The organism is Pantoea sp. PA1, from assembly GCF_056856975.1.
In genome coordinates this window covers 543,917-560,411 of the sequence record NZ_JBXGEE010000002.1, presented here as the reverse complement: position 1 = coordinate 560,411, position 16,495 = coordinate 543,917, and the positions used below count along the sequence as shown (strand labels likewise).

Genomic DNA, 16,495 nt, shown 5'->3' with positions numbered 1-16,495 from the left:
TGACCTGGCCAGTTCCGGCCTGGCCGGAAGCGGGATCGATAATCATCGATAATCCTGACTGGTGCGCGATGCGTCATCATCGCGCTGACAGAATATACCTTATTTTATCTCGCCTCGGGTATTAATGCGTAATCAGGGTGCCTTCTTTTTCACCCATCACTACGCGACGCAGCGCGCCTGGCTTATTCATGTTGAAAACACGGATAGGCAGTTTGTGGTCACGCGCCAGGGTAAAGGCCGCAAGATCCATCACTTTCAGCTCCTGATCCAGCACTTCAGTATAGGTCAGTTGCTCATACAGGGTCGCATCCGGGTTTTTCACCGGATCGGCGGAATAGACGCCATCCACTTTGGTCGCTTTCAGGACCACATCCGCTTCAATCTCAATGCCGCGCAGGCAGGCTGCAGAATCGGTGGTGAAGAACGGATTGCCGGTACCGGCGGAGAAGATCACCACGCGGTTGTTACGCAGCAGGCTGATCGCCTCTGCCCAGCTGTAGTTATCGCAGACGCCATTCAGTGGAATCGCTGACATCAGGCGGGCATTCACATAGGCGCGGTGCAGCGCATCACGCATCGCCAGGCCGTTCATTACGGTAGCCAGCATACCCATGTGGTCACCCACAACGCGGTTCATCCCGGCCTGTGCCAGGCCCGCTCCGCGGAACAGGTTACCCCCGCCGATCACAACGCCAACCTGGATGCCCAGCTCAACCAGCTCTTTTACCTCTTGTGCCATACGGTCCAGCACACTCGCGTCGATACCAAAACCTTCAGCGCCTTGCAGGGCTTCACCGCTGAGTTTAAGCAGGATACGTTGATAAACAGGTTTTGCGTTGGTCGCCATGGTCAGTTCTTCCTGGAAGATAGGGTGTAAAGGAGAAGTAAATTGTGATCGATCATCCGCTTACCGCAATGAAATTGCTATTGGGATGAAACTGAAAATGTGTCTGTTGCGGTTCACAGACAAAAAAGAACCGCCATCTGGCGGTTCTTTCAGAGCATTAAGACTGCTTGGACATGGCTGCAACTTCTGCAGCGAAGTCAGACTCAACTTTCTCGATGCCTTCGCCCACTTCGAAGCGGATGAAGTTGATGACGTCAGCGCCCTGCTCTTTCAGAGCCTGGCCAACGGTTTTGCTTGGGTCGATAACGAAAGCCTGACCAGTCAGAGAGACTTCGCCGGTGAATTTCTTCATGCGGCCTTCAACCATCTTCTCTGCGATCTCTTTTGGCTTGCCAGACTGCATCGCGATGTCCAGCTGAACCTGGTACTCTTTCTCAACCACGTCAGCAGAAACGTCTTCTGGCTTAACGAATTCAGGCTTGCTTGCCGCAACGTGCATAGCGATCTGTTTGATCAGATCTTCGTTAGCGCCTTTCGCTGAAACCAGTACGCCGATACGTGCGCCGTGCAGGTAGCTGCCCAGCTCTGCACCTTCCAGGATTGCGACGCGACGGATGTTGATGTTCTCACCGATTTTAGCAACCAGTGCAACGCGCTCTTCTTCGAACTGCGCTTTCAGAACTTCTACATCGGTTACGCGATCGGCTGCAGCCGCGTCCAGAACTTTGTCTGCGAATGCCTGGAAACCGCCATCTTTTGCGACGAAGTCAGTCTGGCAGTTTACTTCCAGAATCACGCCGTAGTCGCCAACGATCTTGGTTTTGATCACGCCATCAGCCGCAACGTTACCTGCTTTTTTCGCTGCTTTGATTGCGCCAGACTTACGCATGTTCTCAATCGCCAGCTCAATGTCGCCGTTCGCTTCGGTCAGCGCTTTTTTGCAGTCCATCATGCCAGCGCCAGTACGCTCGCGCAGTTCTTTTACCAATGCAGCGGTAATGTCAGCCATTCCAGAATCCTCGGTTCGTGCCTGAGTACATGTGCACCAGCAGACACTTATTTGCGGAAAATTTACTCTGTCCCGCCGTCCGACAGGGGGCGTTACAGACTTAGATAAAATAAAGGGGCCAGTACAGGCCCCTTACAGATCACATCTGAATACTAAGGGCTCTTATGCAGAGCAAACCTTATTAAGCGTTTTCTAAAGACGCTTCTTCAGCTTGCTCAGCCAGATCCTGAGAACGGCCTTCGCGAACGGTGGTCGCAACGGCATTCAGGTACAGGCTTACAGCACGGATTGCGTCGTCGTTACCTGGGATAACGAAATCAACGCCATCTGGATCAGAGTTGGTATCAACGATAGCAAATACCGGGATACCCAGGTTGTTTGCTTCTTTGATTGCGATGTGTTCGTGGTCAGCATCAACAACAAACAGCGCGTCTGGCAGACCGCCCATGTCTTTGATACCGCCCAGGCTGTTTTCCAGCTTGGCCAGCTCACGCGCACGCATCAGCGCTTCTTTTTTGGTCAGTTTGTCGAAAGTACCATCCTGAGACTGAGTCTCCAGATCTTTCAGACGCTTGATTGACTGACGCACGGTTTTCCAGTTAGTCAGCATGCCACCTAACCAGCGGTGGTTTACGAAGAACTGGTCGCAGCTCAGTGCAGACTCTTTTACCGCTTCAGCAGCAGCGCGCTTGGTACCTACGATCAGGATCTTACCTTTACGGGAAGCGATCTTGTTCAGTTCAGCCAGAGCTTCGTTGAACATAGGAACGGTTTTTTCCAGGTTGATGATGTGAACCTTGTTACGTGCACCAAAAATGAATGGCTTCATTTTTGGGTTCCAGTAACGGGTCTGGTGACCGAAGTGAACACCAGCCTGGAGCATGTCGCGCATGGAAACAGTTGCCATGATTACCTCTGAAATTTGATTTGGGGTTGGGCCTCCATGTATCCCATACGACCGACCTCTTTCAAGGCACCCCGGCGTATGTGTCGATACATGTGTGTTTTATTACACATAATGAGAGTTATGCGTTTCCTGCTGACCAAAACGGCCATACAGAGAATCGTCGGCGCGCTTTATACCACAAACCGCCGGGGGACGCCAATAAATGATCGCTGACGGAAGCCAGCGCGTTCTCTATTTGGCAGCCCATTTTCTGGCTGCTAACATGACAGCACAGAACTTATTATTGTCGAAAATTTCGACAAATGCGGATTAATTTAATGCCAATTTCAATCAAAACAGCTGAAGAAATCGAAAAAATGCGCGTCGCGGGCCGCATGGCCGCCGAAGTGCTGGAGATGATCGAACCGCACGTTAAACCGGGTGTGACCACCGGTGAACTGGACCGCATCTGCCACGATCATATTACCCAAAAGCAGCAGGCTGTCTCTGCCTGCCTCGGCTATCACGGCTTTCCAAAGTCGGTCTGCATTTCGGTGAACGAAGTAGTGTGCCACGGTATCCCGAGCGACGATCGCCCGTTAAAGGATGGCGATATCGTCAACATTGACGTCACCGTGATCAAAGATGAGTACCACGGCGATACCTCGAAGATGTTTATTGTCGGCAAACCGACCATTCAGGGCGAGCGCCTCTGCCGCGTGACCCAGGAGAGCCTCTATCTTTCACTGCGTCTGATCAAGCCAGGCATCCGTCTGCGCGAGCTGGGCCGGGCTATCCAGAAGTATGTAGAAGCGAATGACTTCTCCGTGGTGCGTGAATATTGCGGTCACGGCATCGGTAAAGGGTTCCACGAAGAGCCGCAGGTGCTGCATTACGATGCGGATGACAGCGGCGTCGTGCTGCAGGCGGGCATGACCTTTACCGTTGAACCGATGGTCAATGCCGGCGATTACCGCATCCGCACCATGAAAGATGGCTGGACGGTAAAAACCAAAGATCGCAGCTTGTCCGCGCAGTATGAGCATACTATTGTGGTGACGGAAAACGGCTGCGAGATTTTAACCCTGCGCAAAGACGACACGCTGCCTGCTGTGCTCGTCGCCGAGGGGTAATTCCCCGGATAGAGATCAAGCCGGCCATGTGCCGGCTTTTTTTTGGCTAAAAAAGAGAAGAGCAGCATGAGCGTGAGCCTGTCGGAAGAGGTAAAAAACGGTCTGGTCGATTCACCGGCCGAATGGGGTGACGATCAGCTGACGCGCGACCTGCTGAAGCCGCGGCTGGAGCAGTTCCAGCAGCATCTGGCTGCAGCATTCGACGCCGGTGAAGCCGTGGAACAGCTGATTGATGCCCGTACGCTGTTTATCGATCGGCTGCTGCGCCGCCTGTGGCGCTTCTTTGGCTTCGATGCGATGCCCGCCATCGCGCTGGTGGCCGTGGGCGGCTATGGGCGGGCCGAACTCCACCCGCTCTCTGACATCGATGTGCTGATCCTCAGCCGTCAGCCGCTGGATGACCAGGCGGCACAGCGCACCAGCGAACTGCTGACCCTGATGTGGGATCTCCGGCTGGAAGTGGGCCACAGCGTGCGCACGCTGGAGGAGTGTCTGCTGGAGGGGCTATCTGACCTCACCGTCGCCACCAATCTGATTGAATCACGCATGCTGACCGGCGACGTGGCGCTGTTCCTGGAGTTGCAGAAGAACGTCTTCAGCGACGGCTTCTGGCCCTCATCCCGCTTTTTTGCCGCCAAAATCGAAGAGCAGCAGGAGCGCCATAAACGTTATCACGGCACCAGCTACAACCTTGAGCCGGATATCAAAAGCAGCCCCGGCGGCCTGCGTGACATTCATACGCTGCAATGGGTCGCCCGACGCCATTTCGGTGCCACCACGCTGGATGAGATGGTCGGCTTTGGCTTTCTCACTGAGGCAGAGCGCAGCGAACTCAACGAATGCCAGGCGTTTCTCTGGCGCATCCGCTTTGCGCTGCACCTCTCCCTGCCCCGCTACGATAACCGCCTGCTGTTTGATCGCCAGCTCAGCGTGGCGCAGCGCCTGAACTATCAGGGCGAAGGCAACGAGCCGGTCGAGCGGATGATGAAGGATTTCTACCGGGGCACGCGACGCATCGGTGAACTGAACCAGATGCTGTTACAGCTGTTTGATGAGGCGATTCTGGCGCTCTCCACCAATGAGAAGCCCAGACCTGTCGATGACGACTTTCAGCTGCGTGGCGACCTGATCGACCTGCGTGATGAAACGCTGTTCACCCGTGAGCCGCAGGCGATCCTGCGCATGTTCTACGTCATGGTGCGCAACGAGAACATCAAAGGCATCTACTCCACCACCCTGCGTCACCTGCGCCATGCCCGCCGCCATCTGAAACAGCCGCTGTGTCAGATCCCGGAGGCGCGCCGCACGTTTATGTCGATTCTGCGCCATCCTGGCGCGGTCAGCCGGGCGCTGGTGCCGATGCATCGCCACAGCGTGCTGTGGGCCTATACGCCGCTGTGGGGCCATATTGTCGGCCAGATGCAGTTTGATCTGTTCCACGCCTACACCGTGGATGAGCACACCATTCGCGTCCTGCAGAAGCTGGAGAGCTTCGCCAGCGAGTCTACCCGTCCGCAGCATCCGCTGTGCGTCGAGCTGTGGCCGCGCCTGCCTCAGCAGGAGCTGCTGCTGATGGCCGCGCTGCTGCATGACATCGCCAAGGGGCGCGGCGGTGACCACTCGATTCTCGGCGCACAGGACGCGCTCGACTTCGCGGAGATGCACGGCCTCAACTCGCGGGAAACACAGCTGGTGGCCTGGCTGGTGCGCCATCATCTGCTGATGTCGGTCACGGCTCAGCGGCGCGATATTCAGGACCCGACGGTCATCCAGCAGTTCGCGGAGGTGATGCAGAACGAAAACCGGCTGCGCTATCTGGTCTGCCTGACGGTGGCCGATATCTGCGCCACCAACGAGAGCCTCTGGAACAGCTGGAAGCAGAGCCTGCTGCGCGAACTCTTTTTCGCCACGGAGAAGCAGCTGCGTCGTGGCATGGAGAACAGTCCGGATCTGCGCGAGCGGGTGCGCCATCATCGTCTGCAGTCGCTGGCGCTGCTGCGGATGGACAATATAGATGAGGAGCGCCTGCATCAGATCTGGAATCGCTGCCGCGCTGACTACTTCCTGCGCCATACGCCAAATCAGATCGCCTGGCATGCCCGCCATCTGCTGGTGCATGACCTGAAGAAGCCGCTGGTGCTGGTCAGCCCGCAGGCCACGCGCGGCGGAACGGAGATTTTTATCTGGAGCCCCGATCGCCCCCACCTGTTTGCCGCTGTCGCCGGTGAACTGGACCGCCGCAATCTCAGCGTCCATGACGCTCAGATCTTCACCAGCCGCGACGGCATGGCCATGGATACCTTTATTGTGCTGGAACCCGATGGCAGTCCGCTCTCCCCGGATCGCCATCCGATGATCATTCAGGCGCTGGAGCAGGCGATAACCCAGTCGCAGTGGGTGCCGCCGCGCACCCGCCGACCGTCAGCCAAACTCCGGCACTTTAGTGTGGACACCGAGGTCAACTTCCTGCCGACCCACACCGACCGGCGCAGCTACCTGGAACTGGTGGCGCTGGACCAGCCGGGTCTGCTGGCCCGGGTTGGTGAAGTCTTTGCCGATCTCGGGGTTTCACTGCATGGCGCGCGCATCAGCACCATCGGCGAACGGGTCGAAGATCTCTTTATTCTGGCCAACAGTGAGCGGCAGGCGCTGGACGAAGAAATGCGCAAAGCATTGCAACAACGGTTGACAGAGGCCCTTAATCCAAACGATAAAGTGTGACCAGACACGATTTATCATCCTCTATTTTTATTTGTGCCGGGAAAGTGCCCGGCATTGCACATGACCGATCAGGAAAAAAATATGCAACAGTTACAAAGCGTTATCGAATCCGCCTTTGAACGTCGCGCGGACATTACCCCCGTCAGCGTTGACAGCGAAACCCGTGATGCCATCAACCAGGTGATCGCCCTGCTGGACAGCGGCGAACTGCGCGTTTCTGAAAAGATCGACGGCGAGTGGGTAACGCATCAGTGGCTGAAAAAAGCAGTGCTGCTCTCTTTCCGCATCAACGACAATCAGGTCATGGAAGGGGCAGAAACCCGTTTTTACGACAAAGTGCCGATGAAGTTTTCTGGCTGGGATGAGGCGCGTTTTAAAGCCGCCGGTTTCCGCGTGGTGCCGCCTGCGGCAGTGCGTCAGGGCGCGTTCATTGCCCGTAACACGGTGCTGATGCCCTCTTATGTCAACATCGGCGCTTTCGTCGATGAAGGCACCATGGTGGATACCTGGGCGACCGTCGGCTCCTGTGCGCAGATCGGCAAAAACGTTCACCTCTCAGGTGGCGTGGGAATCGGTGGCGTGCTGGAACCGCTGCAGGCAAACCCGACCATTATCGAAGACAACTGCTTCATTGGCGCACGCTCTGAAATCGTTGAAGGCGTGATTGTTGAAGAAGGCTCCGTGATCTCAATGGGCGTCTATATCGGTCAGAGCACCAAAATTTATGACCGCGAAACCGGCGAAGTGCATTACGGCCGCGTTCCTGCCGGTTCGGTCGTCGTTTCCGGTAACCTGCCGTCTAAAGATGGCAGCTACAGCCTCTACTGTGCGGTGATCGTGAAGAAAGTTGACGCGAAAACCCTGAGCAAAACCGGTATCAACGAACTGCTGCGCACCATCGACTGATGTCAGTGACGGGCTGGAAACCAGCCCGTCATCTTTTCTTTACAGCCATTCCAAATCAACCTGATTCGCGCCGCGAAGGAACGGGTGCGTTTAGATTTCATCCAGGTCATAATCCGCGCCAGTTAAATCCTGTCGCGCAATGTTCATCCCGCTGATTTATGTCTACAGTTGTCTGACGTCATGAACAAGACTGCGCGCTTCTCACTTTTGATGGAAACAACGCCATGTATGACAATCTGAAAAGCTTAGGAATCAGTAATCCGGACGACATCGATCGCTACAGCCTGCGTCAGGAAGCGAATAACGACATTCTGAAAATCTACTTCCGCAAAGATAAAGGTGAATTTTTCGCGAAAAGCGTCAAATTCAAATATCCGCGTCAGCGCAAAACCGTCGTGGCCGATCACGCGACCCAGGGCTATAAAGAAGTTCAGGAGATCAGCCCGAATCTGCGTTATGTCATCGACGAACTGGACCAGATTTGCCAGCGTGACCAGGTTGAAGTGGATCTGAAACGCAAAATTCTGGATGACCTGCGTCATCTGGAAAGCGTGGTTTCTCACAAAATCAGTGAGATTGAATCGGACCTGGAAAAATTAACCCGCAACGGTCGTTAATTCCCTGCCCGATCGGAAAGGCCAGTACTGCTGGCCTTTTTTATGCCCGCTGTTTGCGTGTTATCCCTGCTCATCCAGCTGCAACGCCACATAGAGTAGCAGCCTGTCATCAAACTGCCCAAGATTAAGCCCGGTCAGTTCAGATATCCGGTTCAGCCGGTACTCCAGCGTATTGCGATGGATAAACAGCGCGCGCGCAGTGGCGCCCGGCTGTACGTTGTGGGTGAACCAGGCCATCAGCGTACGACGCAGCAGGCCGTTGTTATCCATGCTTTTAAGCTTTGCCAGTGGCCGCGCCAGCTCATTCGCCTGCCAGCCGCCTCGCAGGCTGTCGAGCAGCACCGGCAGCACCAGATCCTGATAGAAGTAGCTGCGTAATTCCGGCATCCGCTGCTTGCCGACCATCATGGTGGTGCGGGCGGTGCGATAGGAGCGCGCAATGCTGCCGGGACCGGTAAAAACATTGCCGAGTGCAATACGCATCCGCAGATGCCCGCTCTCTTTCATCCGCTGCAGCAACTGCTCGATGCGGCGGCGATGATCCTCCTGATCGTGGCGTCCATGCGCATTCAGGGCGGGTTTCAGCACCACCATTTCGGTCAGCGAAACAATGGCGATCAGATTATCGCGCTCCGGCGTGGTCAGCAGTGTCTGCAGCTTCTGCAACTCTGACATGGCGCTGTCCACGCCGAGCTGGCCGCTGTCCACCTCGATGACAGCGGCAACGCGAGGCTGATTGAGGTCGATGCCGAGCCGCTGCGCCCACTCGGTCAGCTGCGGCGACAGCGTGTCACTGCGGATCAGATTCAGCACCAGCTCTTCACGCAGACGGCTATCCTGGGCCAGCATGTGCAGCAGCCGCGCCTGCTCCAGCATCATCTCTGCCGCCATACAGACCAGCTCGCCATAATGACGCAGCGACAGCGGTTCGCCGGTCAGGCCAATCACACCCGCAATATCGCCATCCAGGCGCAGCGGCAGGTTGATGCCTGGCCGCACGCCGTGCAGATGTTTAGCCACGGCGTCATCAATGTCCACCACGCGTCCCTGAGAGAGCACCAGCAGTGCGCCTTCGTGCAACTCTCCAACGCGTTCAGGGTCGCCGCTGCCAATGATGCGGCCCCGCGCGTCCATCACGTTGACATTGCTGTCGATAATTCTCATGGTGCGCGCCACGATATCCTGCGCCAGCCGGGCATCAAGGTGATAGGCAGCCATCCATTACTCCTGAAAAAATAGGGGAGCAACAGAATACGCAGGCGTCGCACGCGGAGCATTGTGCAATTGCACAGAGGCAGGCGCTGATTTCCCGGATTTGCGGTCACTATCACACTCTGCCACGGCGGAGAGCGGGCATAAAAAAGGCGGACCGCAATCCGCCTGAAAGGTTTTTACGCGTCGCTTACTGCATCAGCAGATAGAGCGTATTGTCGCCACGCTTCACGTTCAGCGCCAGAACCGATGGTTTGGTGTCGAGGACTTTACGCAGCTCGCCCAGGTTGGTCACCACCTGCTGGTTAACGCCCTGAATCACGTCGCCCTTCTTCAGGCCGATACGCGCCGCGGCACTGCCCGGTTTGACGTTATCCACCCGCACACCTTTGGCACCCGCTTCGATGTTGCTGAGATCGGCGCCTTCAATGCCGGTGTAGATGGTCGCAGACTGAACTTTCGCCTGGCTGCTCTGCTGCAGCTGGACAGAGACATCGAGCGGCTTGCCGTCACGCAGCAGTCCCAGCTTCAGCGTAGTGCCCACCGGCAGTGAGCCCACTTCCGCACGCAGCGAGGCAAAGCTGCTGAGCGGTTTGCCGTTCATGGAGACGATCACGTCACCGGCTTTGATCCCCGCTTTGGCGGCAGCTGAGTCCGGCAGCACCTGGCTGACAAAGGCACCGCGCTGTGCGTCCACCTTCATCGCTTTAGCCAGCTCGGAGTTCAGCTCTGTTCCCTGCACGCCCAGCTCACCCCGTTTCACCTGACCAAACTCCACCATCTGCGCCGTCAGGTTTTTCACCATGTTGCTGGGGATAGCAAAGCCGATACCAATGTTGCCGCCATCCGGTGCCAGAATCGCGGTGTTAATTCCGATCAGCTCACCGTTGAGGTTAACCAGCGCGCCGCCGGAGTTACCCCGGTTAATCGCCGCATCGGTCTGAATAAAGTTCTCATAATTTTCCACGTTCAGGCCGCTGCGTCCCAGCGCAGAGACGATACCTGACGTCACGGTTTCACCCAGTCCGTAAGGGTTACCGATCGCCACGGTGTAGTCACCCACACGCAGGCTGTCAGAGTCGGCGATTTTCACCGCGGTCAGGTTTTTGGCGTCCTGCAACTGCACCAGCGCAATATCGGAGCTCGGATCTTTGCCAATGACTTTGGCGTCATAGCGACGGCCATCGCTCAGCTGCACCTGAATTTTGGTGGCGTTGTTCACCACGTGGTTGTTGGTGACCACATAGCCTTTTTCGGCGTTAATGATGACGCCCGATCCCAGCGCGCGGAATTTCTCCTGCTGGGTATCCGGGCCTGGCGCTCCGCCGTTACCGCCTGCTCCACCGTCCTGGCACATTGGTGAGCCCTGGAACGGAGAGCCGTCCTGGCAGAAAGGCGAATTGTCGCCAAAGAATTGCTGAAACTGTTGTGGCATGCGGGGAGTTTTAACCGTGGTGGTGCCCTCGACGCTGATACTGACCACAGACGGCATGACCTTCTCCAGCATTGGAGCCAGACTTGGCAGTTGCTGGCTATCTGAAGAGGCCGTTTGCGCAGCAGAAACAGTAACAGGGGCGAGCGCCATGCTCAGGCTTAACGCCAGCGCACTTAATACTAAGGTCTTTTTTTTCATTTTTCGTTTCTCTGTAAGATTACTGTTCAGACCATTGCTGTGGTCGAAAGGTGAGATAAATGTTTTAGCGCGAAGTTCCTTAAAAAGTTTCAGGCAAAAGTAAAAATTTATTCGCGCTCTTTACAATTGGCGGCTTATTCTACGGCCATCAGCCGCCGGTACTCATCCCAGGCATAGAGATCGGTCATGCCGCTGATATAATCCTGAATAAGGCGGAAGCGATAATAACGCTCCCACAACAGCCGCTGATATTTATGCTCCACCACCAGGTTACGCATCTTATGTAAATACGCTTTGCGGTGTTTACCGGAGAGCTTATGGAAAAGCCGGGTTTCGATGGGATGCTTACGCAGGAAATCTTCATTTATCAGCGTGGTAAAGGCTTCGTAATTGAGGCGCATCAGCGGCTGATAGATCTCCAGCAGGCCCCTGATGACCCGATAACCCTGCAGTTCCAGCTGTTCCACTTCAGAATGGTTAAAGACCTGCTGACGGGCGACGGTCTTAAACAGCTGCAGCAAACGCCCCTCTTCACCCTCATCTTCCAGCAGCGCATGGTTGAAACTGCCGTCAAATATGGCCGGCAGATTATCAACAAAACGCTTGACCGCATAGCTGACCAATACACTCTGAACATTTACGCGTAATGACATAAAAAATTGATCGCTGCGGCTGCGGCGTTTTTTATTACAGGCTTCACGCCAGGCTTCGCCAATCGTCCGGCTGAAAGCATCATTATTTTTAACCGGCCCCCAGGCTTTATTGAGAAATTCATACAAACTCTCAACATTGAAGATATCTTTTTCTACAGCGTCGTCCAAATCGGCAATACAATAGGAGATATCATCCGCGGCTTCCATTATATAGGTGAGCGGAAAGCGGTGGTGCTCTTTCATATTGGTGGCAGCACGCAGCTCGGTAATATAATCCTGTTCAGAGAGATAAAAACCCGGTTTCTTCATCAGGACGCTAAATTCGGCGGGTTTTTCACCCTGCCACCAGGCGGGGGCCGTATATTTCAGGATGCAGGCAACCTGAGAATAGCTGAGATTGAGTTGCAGCAGCGTATGCACCATGCGAATGGCCTGGGCGTTGCCTTCAAAATGGCAGAGATCCTGGCGGATGGTGGCGTTGAGCTGATCAAAAGCCTGACGCTGCGCCTCCCCTTCCACACCGGCCACCAGCGGATCGACCAGTTCGGCAGGCAGATTTTCTTCAAACCAGTCGTTGATCGCCGCCTCGCCAAAATGGCCAAACGGCGGATTGCCGACGTCGTGCAGCAGACACGCCATCTCTATCAGGCTTTCAAACGCCCCCTCTAACTCATCCAGACCATACTGCGCCAGCCCGCCCTGCATCTTCAGCGTCTGCAGGATCTCTTTGGTGATGTAGCGGCCGGTCTGCTGGACCTCCAGCGAGTGCGTTAAGCGGGAGCGGACGGCGGCGTTGCGCTCCAGCGGGAACACCTGGGTTTTCTGCTGCAGGCGACGGATAGCGGCGGAGTTGATAATCCGCCCGCGGTCGCTCTCAAAATGGCGGGTAATGTAATATTCGCCTTCCGGATCTTTTCGACTGGTATAAGGGCGCGAGAAGCTGATCTTCTTCCTGAAATTGATCGCCGACATGGATTACCCCTTATTTTTTCGTGAATTAATCCCCTGAATGCCATGCTAAACTATGCCCTAATTTTTCATTTTTTACATTAGCGGGACTCACTATGAAAGCAGGCATTATTGGCGCGATGGAGCAGGAAGTCACACTGCTGCGCGACAAAATTGAAAACCGTCAAACGCTGTCGCTGGCGGGTTGTGAAATTTATACCGGCACCCTGCAGGGCGTTGAGGTGGCACTGCTGAAATCGGGCATTGGTAAAACCTCTGCCGCGCTGGGTACCACGCTGCTGCTGCAACTCTGCAAGCCTGACGTCGTGATCAACACCGGCTCTGCGGGTGGATTAGCGCCGTCGCTCAGCGTGGGCGATATCGTGGTCTCTGAAGAAGTGCGTTATCATGATGCGGACGTCACGGCCTTTGGCTACGAGCCGGGTCAGATGGCGGGTTGTCCGGCCGCGTTCGTGGCAGACAGCACCCTCATCGCCGCAGCGGAAGCCTGCATTAAACAGCTTGATCTGAATGCCGTGCGCGGCCTGGTGGTCAGCGGAGATGCCTTTATCAACGGCGCCGAACCGCTGGCGCGCATTCGCAGTCAGTTCCCGCAGGCGATTGCGGTTGAGATGGAAGCGACCGCCATCGGTCACGTCTGCCATCAGTTCCAGGTGCCATTTGTGGTGGTGCGGGCCATCTCTGACGTGGCCGACAAAGAGTCGCACCTCAGTTTTGATGAGTTCCTCAGCGTGGCAGCAAAGCAATCTTCACTGATGGTGGAGAACCTGCTGGCGCATCTGGCGCGTGGCTAAAACCCTGCTCTTCTGCTGGCTGCTGCTGTTGAGCGGCAGCCTGCTGGCTTCCCCACCCCGCGTTATTACCCTTGCTCCCCATCTCACCGAGCTCGCCTTTGCCGCCGGGATCACCCCGATTGCGGTCAGCGCCTGGTCCGACTTTCCGCCACAGGCAAAACAGATTGAACAGGTTGCCGACTGGCAGGGCATCAGAACAGAACGGATCCTGCAGCTTAAACCCGATCTGGTTCTGGCCTGGCGGGGCGGCAATCCGCAGCGGCAGATCGCCCAGTTACAGCAGCTCGGTGTACCGGTTAAGTGGATCGATCCGCGGACGCTGGATGAGATGATCGCGGCGCTGGCCGATCTGGGTCACTGGAGCCCCAGGCCGGAGCAGGCGGCCCGCGCGGCCCGGCAGTTACATCAGCAGGCAACGGCGCTGCGCCAGCGCTATACTCACCTGGCTGCGGTTCCGCTTTTTTTGCAGTTTGGCCAGCAACCGCTGTTCACCGCCGCCAGAGAGACGATGCAGAATGAGATGGTTACCCTCTGCGGGGGCAGGAATATCTTTGCTGACAGCCGCGTCAGCTGGCCGCAGGTGAGCCGCGAGCAGGTTCTGATGCGCCATCCTCAGGCGATAGTGACGGGCGGCGATGCGCAGCAGGCGGAGAATATCCGGACATTCTGGCAGCCGCAGCTCAGGGTGCCGGTGATCGCCATCAACGAGGACTGGCTTAGCCGCCCTGGCCCGCGACTGCTGCTGGCGGCGCAGCAACTCTGTGCGGCCCTGCATCCCGATCGATAAATCAGCGAATTGATTAAAGCCGCCGCACTTTTTGCCGTTAATCAATAACAGAGACGGGCGAGCCACGTATGCTCGCCCTCCTTTTAGCGCCCCGGCGCCTTTTAAACACCAGGAACTTTATATGACCAGAGCACTGCTGCTGGCCATAGGGCTGACGATCGCCGGATCTGCCTGTGCGGGATCGATCACTGGCTCTATAGGCGCCAGGCTTGTCATCTATTCACGCTGTGAAATTAACACGGCACGTGGTCAGCCCGCACCGCAGGTTGACTGTGGCAGACAGGCCAGTGCGCAGCCGCGCATTACAGAGAGCCAGAGCCGGACAGAGGGAAGTCAGAAGCAGGGAATCCGTCTGGTAACGGTAGAGTGGTAAACGAGGCCGTCAGATTGACGGCCTGCATCATCAGATACTGAAAGAGGAGCCACAGCCACAGGTGGTTTTCGCATTCGGGTTGGTCACGATGAAGCGCGAACCTTCCAGCCCTTCGGTGTAATCCACCGATCCACCCACCAGATATTGCAGGCTCATCGGGTCAACCACCAGCGAGACGCCCTGCTTTTCAATCGTCATGTCGCCATCGTTCAGCTGGTCATCAAAGGTGAAGCCATACTGGAAACCGCTGCAACCGCCACCGGTGATATAGACACGCAGTTTCAGCGCCGGGTTCTCTTCATCGGCAATGAGGTTCTTGACCTTGTTAGCTGCGGCGTCGGTAAACTGCAACGGCAGTGCTACTACTTCATCACTCATGTTTTACTCCGCTAAACGTCCAGGTCAGAAAACGACCTTAATTACGCTATTATCAGTCAGCACCTCAGCGCAATCAAGCTCTGCCCTTCGCACTCTGTGCCGCTTTCCCCTCTGTAAGGGGCGCTGCGGGTGAAACCACCTTTCGCCGGCTGCCCCTCTTCCGTAGAATGGCACCCTATTTTTCTGAACCGCTGGAGCCGAAAATGAGTAAGTCCGAACAACTGTTTGCCGAGGCACAACGCCTGATCCCGGGTGGCGTAAACTCGCCAGTACGCGCATTTACCGGTGTGGGCGGCGTTCCGCTGTTTATCGATCACGCTGACGGAGCCTGTCTCTATGACGCCGATGGCAAAGCCTACATCGATTATGTCGGCTCATGGGGCCCGATGGTACTGGGTCACAACAACGCGGCGATCCGCGATGCGGTGATCGAAGCGGCCGGGCGTGGCCTGAGCTTTGGCGCACCGACCGGCATGGAAGTGACCATGGCGCAACTGGTGTGCGATCTGGTGCCGAGCATGGAGATGGTGCGGATGGTGAACTCCGGCACCGAAGCGACCATGAGCGCTATCCGTCTGGCGCGTGGCTTTACCGGCCGCGACAAAATCATCAAGTTTGAAGGCTGCTATCACGGCCATGCCGATCATCTGCTGGTGAAAGCGGGTTCCGGTGCCCTGACCCTCGGTCAGCCAAACTCGCCGGGTGTCCCGGCCGATTTCGCCAAACATACCCTGACCTGCACCTTTAACGACCTCGACTCGGTGCGCAGCGCGTTTGAGCAATACCCTGAGGCGATTGCCGCCATTATCGTTGAGCCGGTCGCGGGCAACATGAACTGCATTCCGCCACAGCCTGAGTTTCTGCCGGGCCTGCGCGCCCTGTGCGACGAGTTTGGTGCGCTGCTGATTATTGACGAAGTGATGACCGGTTTCCGCGTTGCGCTGGGCGGCGCGCAGACTCACTACAATGTCCGTCCCGATCTTACCTGCCTGGGTAAAATCATCGGTGGCGGTATGCCGGTGGGCGCATTCGGTGGCCGTCGCGAAGTGATGGCGGCGCTGGCCCCGACCGGTCCGGTTTATCAGGCGGGTACACTCTCCGGTAACCCGATCGCGATGGCGGCGGGCTACGCCTGTCTGACTCAGCTTGCACAGCCGGGCACCCATGAGAAACTGGATGCGCTGACCCGTCAGCTGGCTGAAGGTCTGCGTGATGCGGCGAAAGAGCAGAATATCCCGCTGGTGGTGAACCACGTTGGCGGCATGTTCGGCTTTTTCTTCACCGACGCTGACAGCGTGACCTGTTACGCGGACGTGACCCGTTGTGATGTGGAGCGCTTTAAAACCTTCTTCCATCTGATGCTGGAGGAAGGCGTTTACTTTGCTCCATCGGCTTATGAAGCGGGCTTTATGTCGCTGGCACACAGCGAAGTGGATATTCAGCACACCATCGATGCCGCGCGTCGTTGTTTCGCGAAGCTGTAACAGGCTGCAGTAGAGATGCAGATCGGCAGTAGCATCCGATCCAGGATCTCACAGCAACACGAAACTCAATGCGCAGGGAACACAGGCAGAGGA

15 protein-coding genes are annotated in these 16,495 nt (G+C 56.4%); 8 read left to right on the top strand and 7 right to left on the bottom strand.

What is annotated here, in order from left to right:
* Positions 1 to 121: 121 nt before the first annotated feature.
* From pyrH to rpsB, 3 genes are all read right to left on the bottom strand, one after another.
* Complete coding sequence (gene pyrH, locus AC1V0D_RS13315; RefSeq protein ID WP_009091994.1) at positions 122 to 847, bottom strand: UMP kinase; 726 nt, start codon at positions 845 to 847, stop codon at positions 122 to 124.
* Positions 848 to 1,004: 157 nt separating this feature from the next.
* Entirely contained in the window at positions 1,005 to 1,856 is an 852-nt protein-coding gene (gene tsf / locus AC1V0D_RS13310; RefSeq protein ID WP_009091996.1) for a translation elongation factor Ts, read from the bottom strand.
* Between the two features lie 181 nt (positions 1,857 to 2,037).
* Positions 2,038 to 2,763: a 30S ribosomal protein S2 gene (gene rpsB / locus AC1V0D_RS13305; protein ID WP_009091997.1), complete on the bottom strand. Its 726-nt coding sequence runs from the start codon at positions 2,761 to 2,763 to the stop codon at positions 2,038 to 2,040.
* 317 nt (positions 2,764 to 3,080) lie between these two features.
* Between rpsB and map the strand changes: the two genes are divergently transcribed.
* The 4 genes from map to AC1V0D_RS13285 all read left to right on the top strand — a co-directional run bounded on the left by map (position 3,081) and on the right by AC1V0D_RS13285 (position 8,119).
* Positions 3,081 to 3,875, top strand: coding sequence for a type I methionyl aminopeptidase (gene map, locus AC1V0D_RS13300; protein WP_482907550.1), 795 nt, complete (start codon positions 3,081 to 3,083; stop codon positions 3,873 to 3,875).
* Between the two features lie 66 nt (positions 3,876 to 3,941).
* On the top strand, positions 3,942 to 6,596 hold the full coding sequence (gene glnD, locus AC1V0D_RS13295) for a bifunctional uridylyltransferase/uridylyl-removing protein GlnD (RefSeq protein ID WP_482907549.1): 2,655 nt from the start codon (positions 3,942 to 3,944) through the stop codon (positions 6,594 to 6,596).
* Positions 6,597 to 6,677: 81 nt separating this feature from the next.
* The gene (gene dapD / locus AC1V0D_RS13290) at positions 6,678 to 7,502 is read left to right on the top strand and encodes a 2,3,4,5-tetrahydropyridine-2,6-dicarboxylate N-succinyltransferase (RefSeq protein WP_140923147.1); all 825 of its coding nucleotides are present in this window, start codon (positions 6,678 to 6,680) and stop codon (positions 7,500 to 7,502) included.
* Between the two features lie 224 nt (positions 7,503 to 7,726).
* A complete protein-coding gene (locus tag AC1V0D_RS13285; protein WP_009092005.1) occupies positions 7,727 to 8,119 on the top strand; it encodes a DUF3461 family protein in 393 nt (130 codons plus the stop codon).
* Between the two features lie 60 nt (positions 8,120 to 8,179).
* On the opposite strand, the gene AC1V0D_RS13280 is transcribed toward AC1V0D_RS13285, so the two are convergent.
* From AC1V0D_RS13280 to dgt, 3 genes are all read right to left on the bottom strand, one after another.
* Positions 8,180 to 9,337 (bottom strand): CdaR family transcriptional regulator, encoded by a 1,158-nt coding sequence (locus AC1V0D_RS13280; protein WP_140923146.1) that lies wholly within the window; start codon positions 9,335 to 9,337, stop codon positions 8,180 to 8,182.
* Positions 9,338 to 9,521: 184 nt separating this feature from the next.
* Entirely contained in the window at positions 9,522 to 10,964 is a 1,443-nt protein-coding gene (degP, locus tag AC1V0D_RS13275; protein WP_009092009.1) for a serine endoprotease DegP, read from the bottom strand.
* A 134-nt stretch (positions 10,965 to 11,098) separates the two neighbouring features.
* Entirely contained in the window at positions 11,099 to 12,589 is a 1,491-nt protein-coding gene (gene dgt / locus AC1V0D_RS13270; RefSeq protein ID WP_058958053.1) for a dGTPase, read from the bottom strand.
* Between the two features lie 92 nt (positions 12,590 to 12,681).
* On the opposite strand from dgt, the gene mtnN reads away from it, so the two are divergent.
* From mtnN to AC1V0D_RS13255, 3 genes are all read left to right on the top strand, one after another.
* Entirely contained in the window at positions 12,682 to 13,380 is a 699-nt protein-coding gene (mtnN, locus tag AC1V0D_RS13265) for a 5'-methylthioadenosine/S-adenosylhomocysteine nucleosidase (RefSeq protein WP_150028611.1), read from the top strand.
* Positions 13,373 to 14,167, top strand: coding sequence for a vitamin B12 ABC transporter substrate-binding protein BtuF (gene btuF, locus AC1V0D_RS13260; protein WP_154928392.1), 795 nt, complete (start codon positions 13,373 to 13,375; stop codon positions 14,165 to 14,167). The genes mtnN and btuF overlap by 8 nt, the downstream gene beginning before the upstream one ends.
* Before the next feature lie 121 nt (positions 14,168 to 14,288).
* Complete coding sequence (locus tag AC1V0D_RS13255; RefSeq protein ID WP_009092016.1) at positions 14,289 to 14,540, top strand: hypothetical protein; 252 nt, start codon at positions 14,289 to 14,291, stop codon at positions 14,538 to 14,540.
* Positions 14,541 to 14,570: 30 nt separating this feature from the next.
* On the opposite strand, the gene erpA is transcribed toward AC1V0D_RS13255, so the two are convergent.
* Positions 14,571 to 14,918, bottom strand: coding sequence for an iron-sulfur cluster insertion protein ErpA (gene erpA, locus AC1V0D_RS13250; RefSeq protein WP_009092018.1), 348 nt, complete (start codon positions 14,916 to 14,918; stop codon positions 14,571 to 14,573).
* A 203-nt stretch (positions 14,919 to 15,121) separates the two neighbouring features.
* Between erpA and hemL the strand changes: the two genes are divergently transcribed.
* On the top strand, positions 15,122 to 16,402 hold the full coding sequence (hemL, locus tag AC1V0D_RS13245) for a glutamate-1-semialdehyde 2,1-aminomutase (protein ID WP_482907548.1): 1,281 nt from the start codon (positions 15,122 to 15,124) through the stop codon (positions 16,400 to 16,402).
* The last annotated feature ends 93 nt before the right edge of the window (positions 16,403 to 16,495 follow it).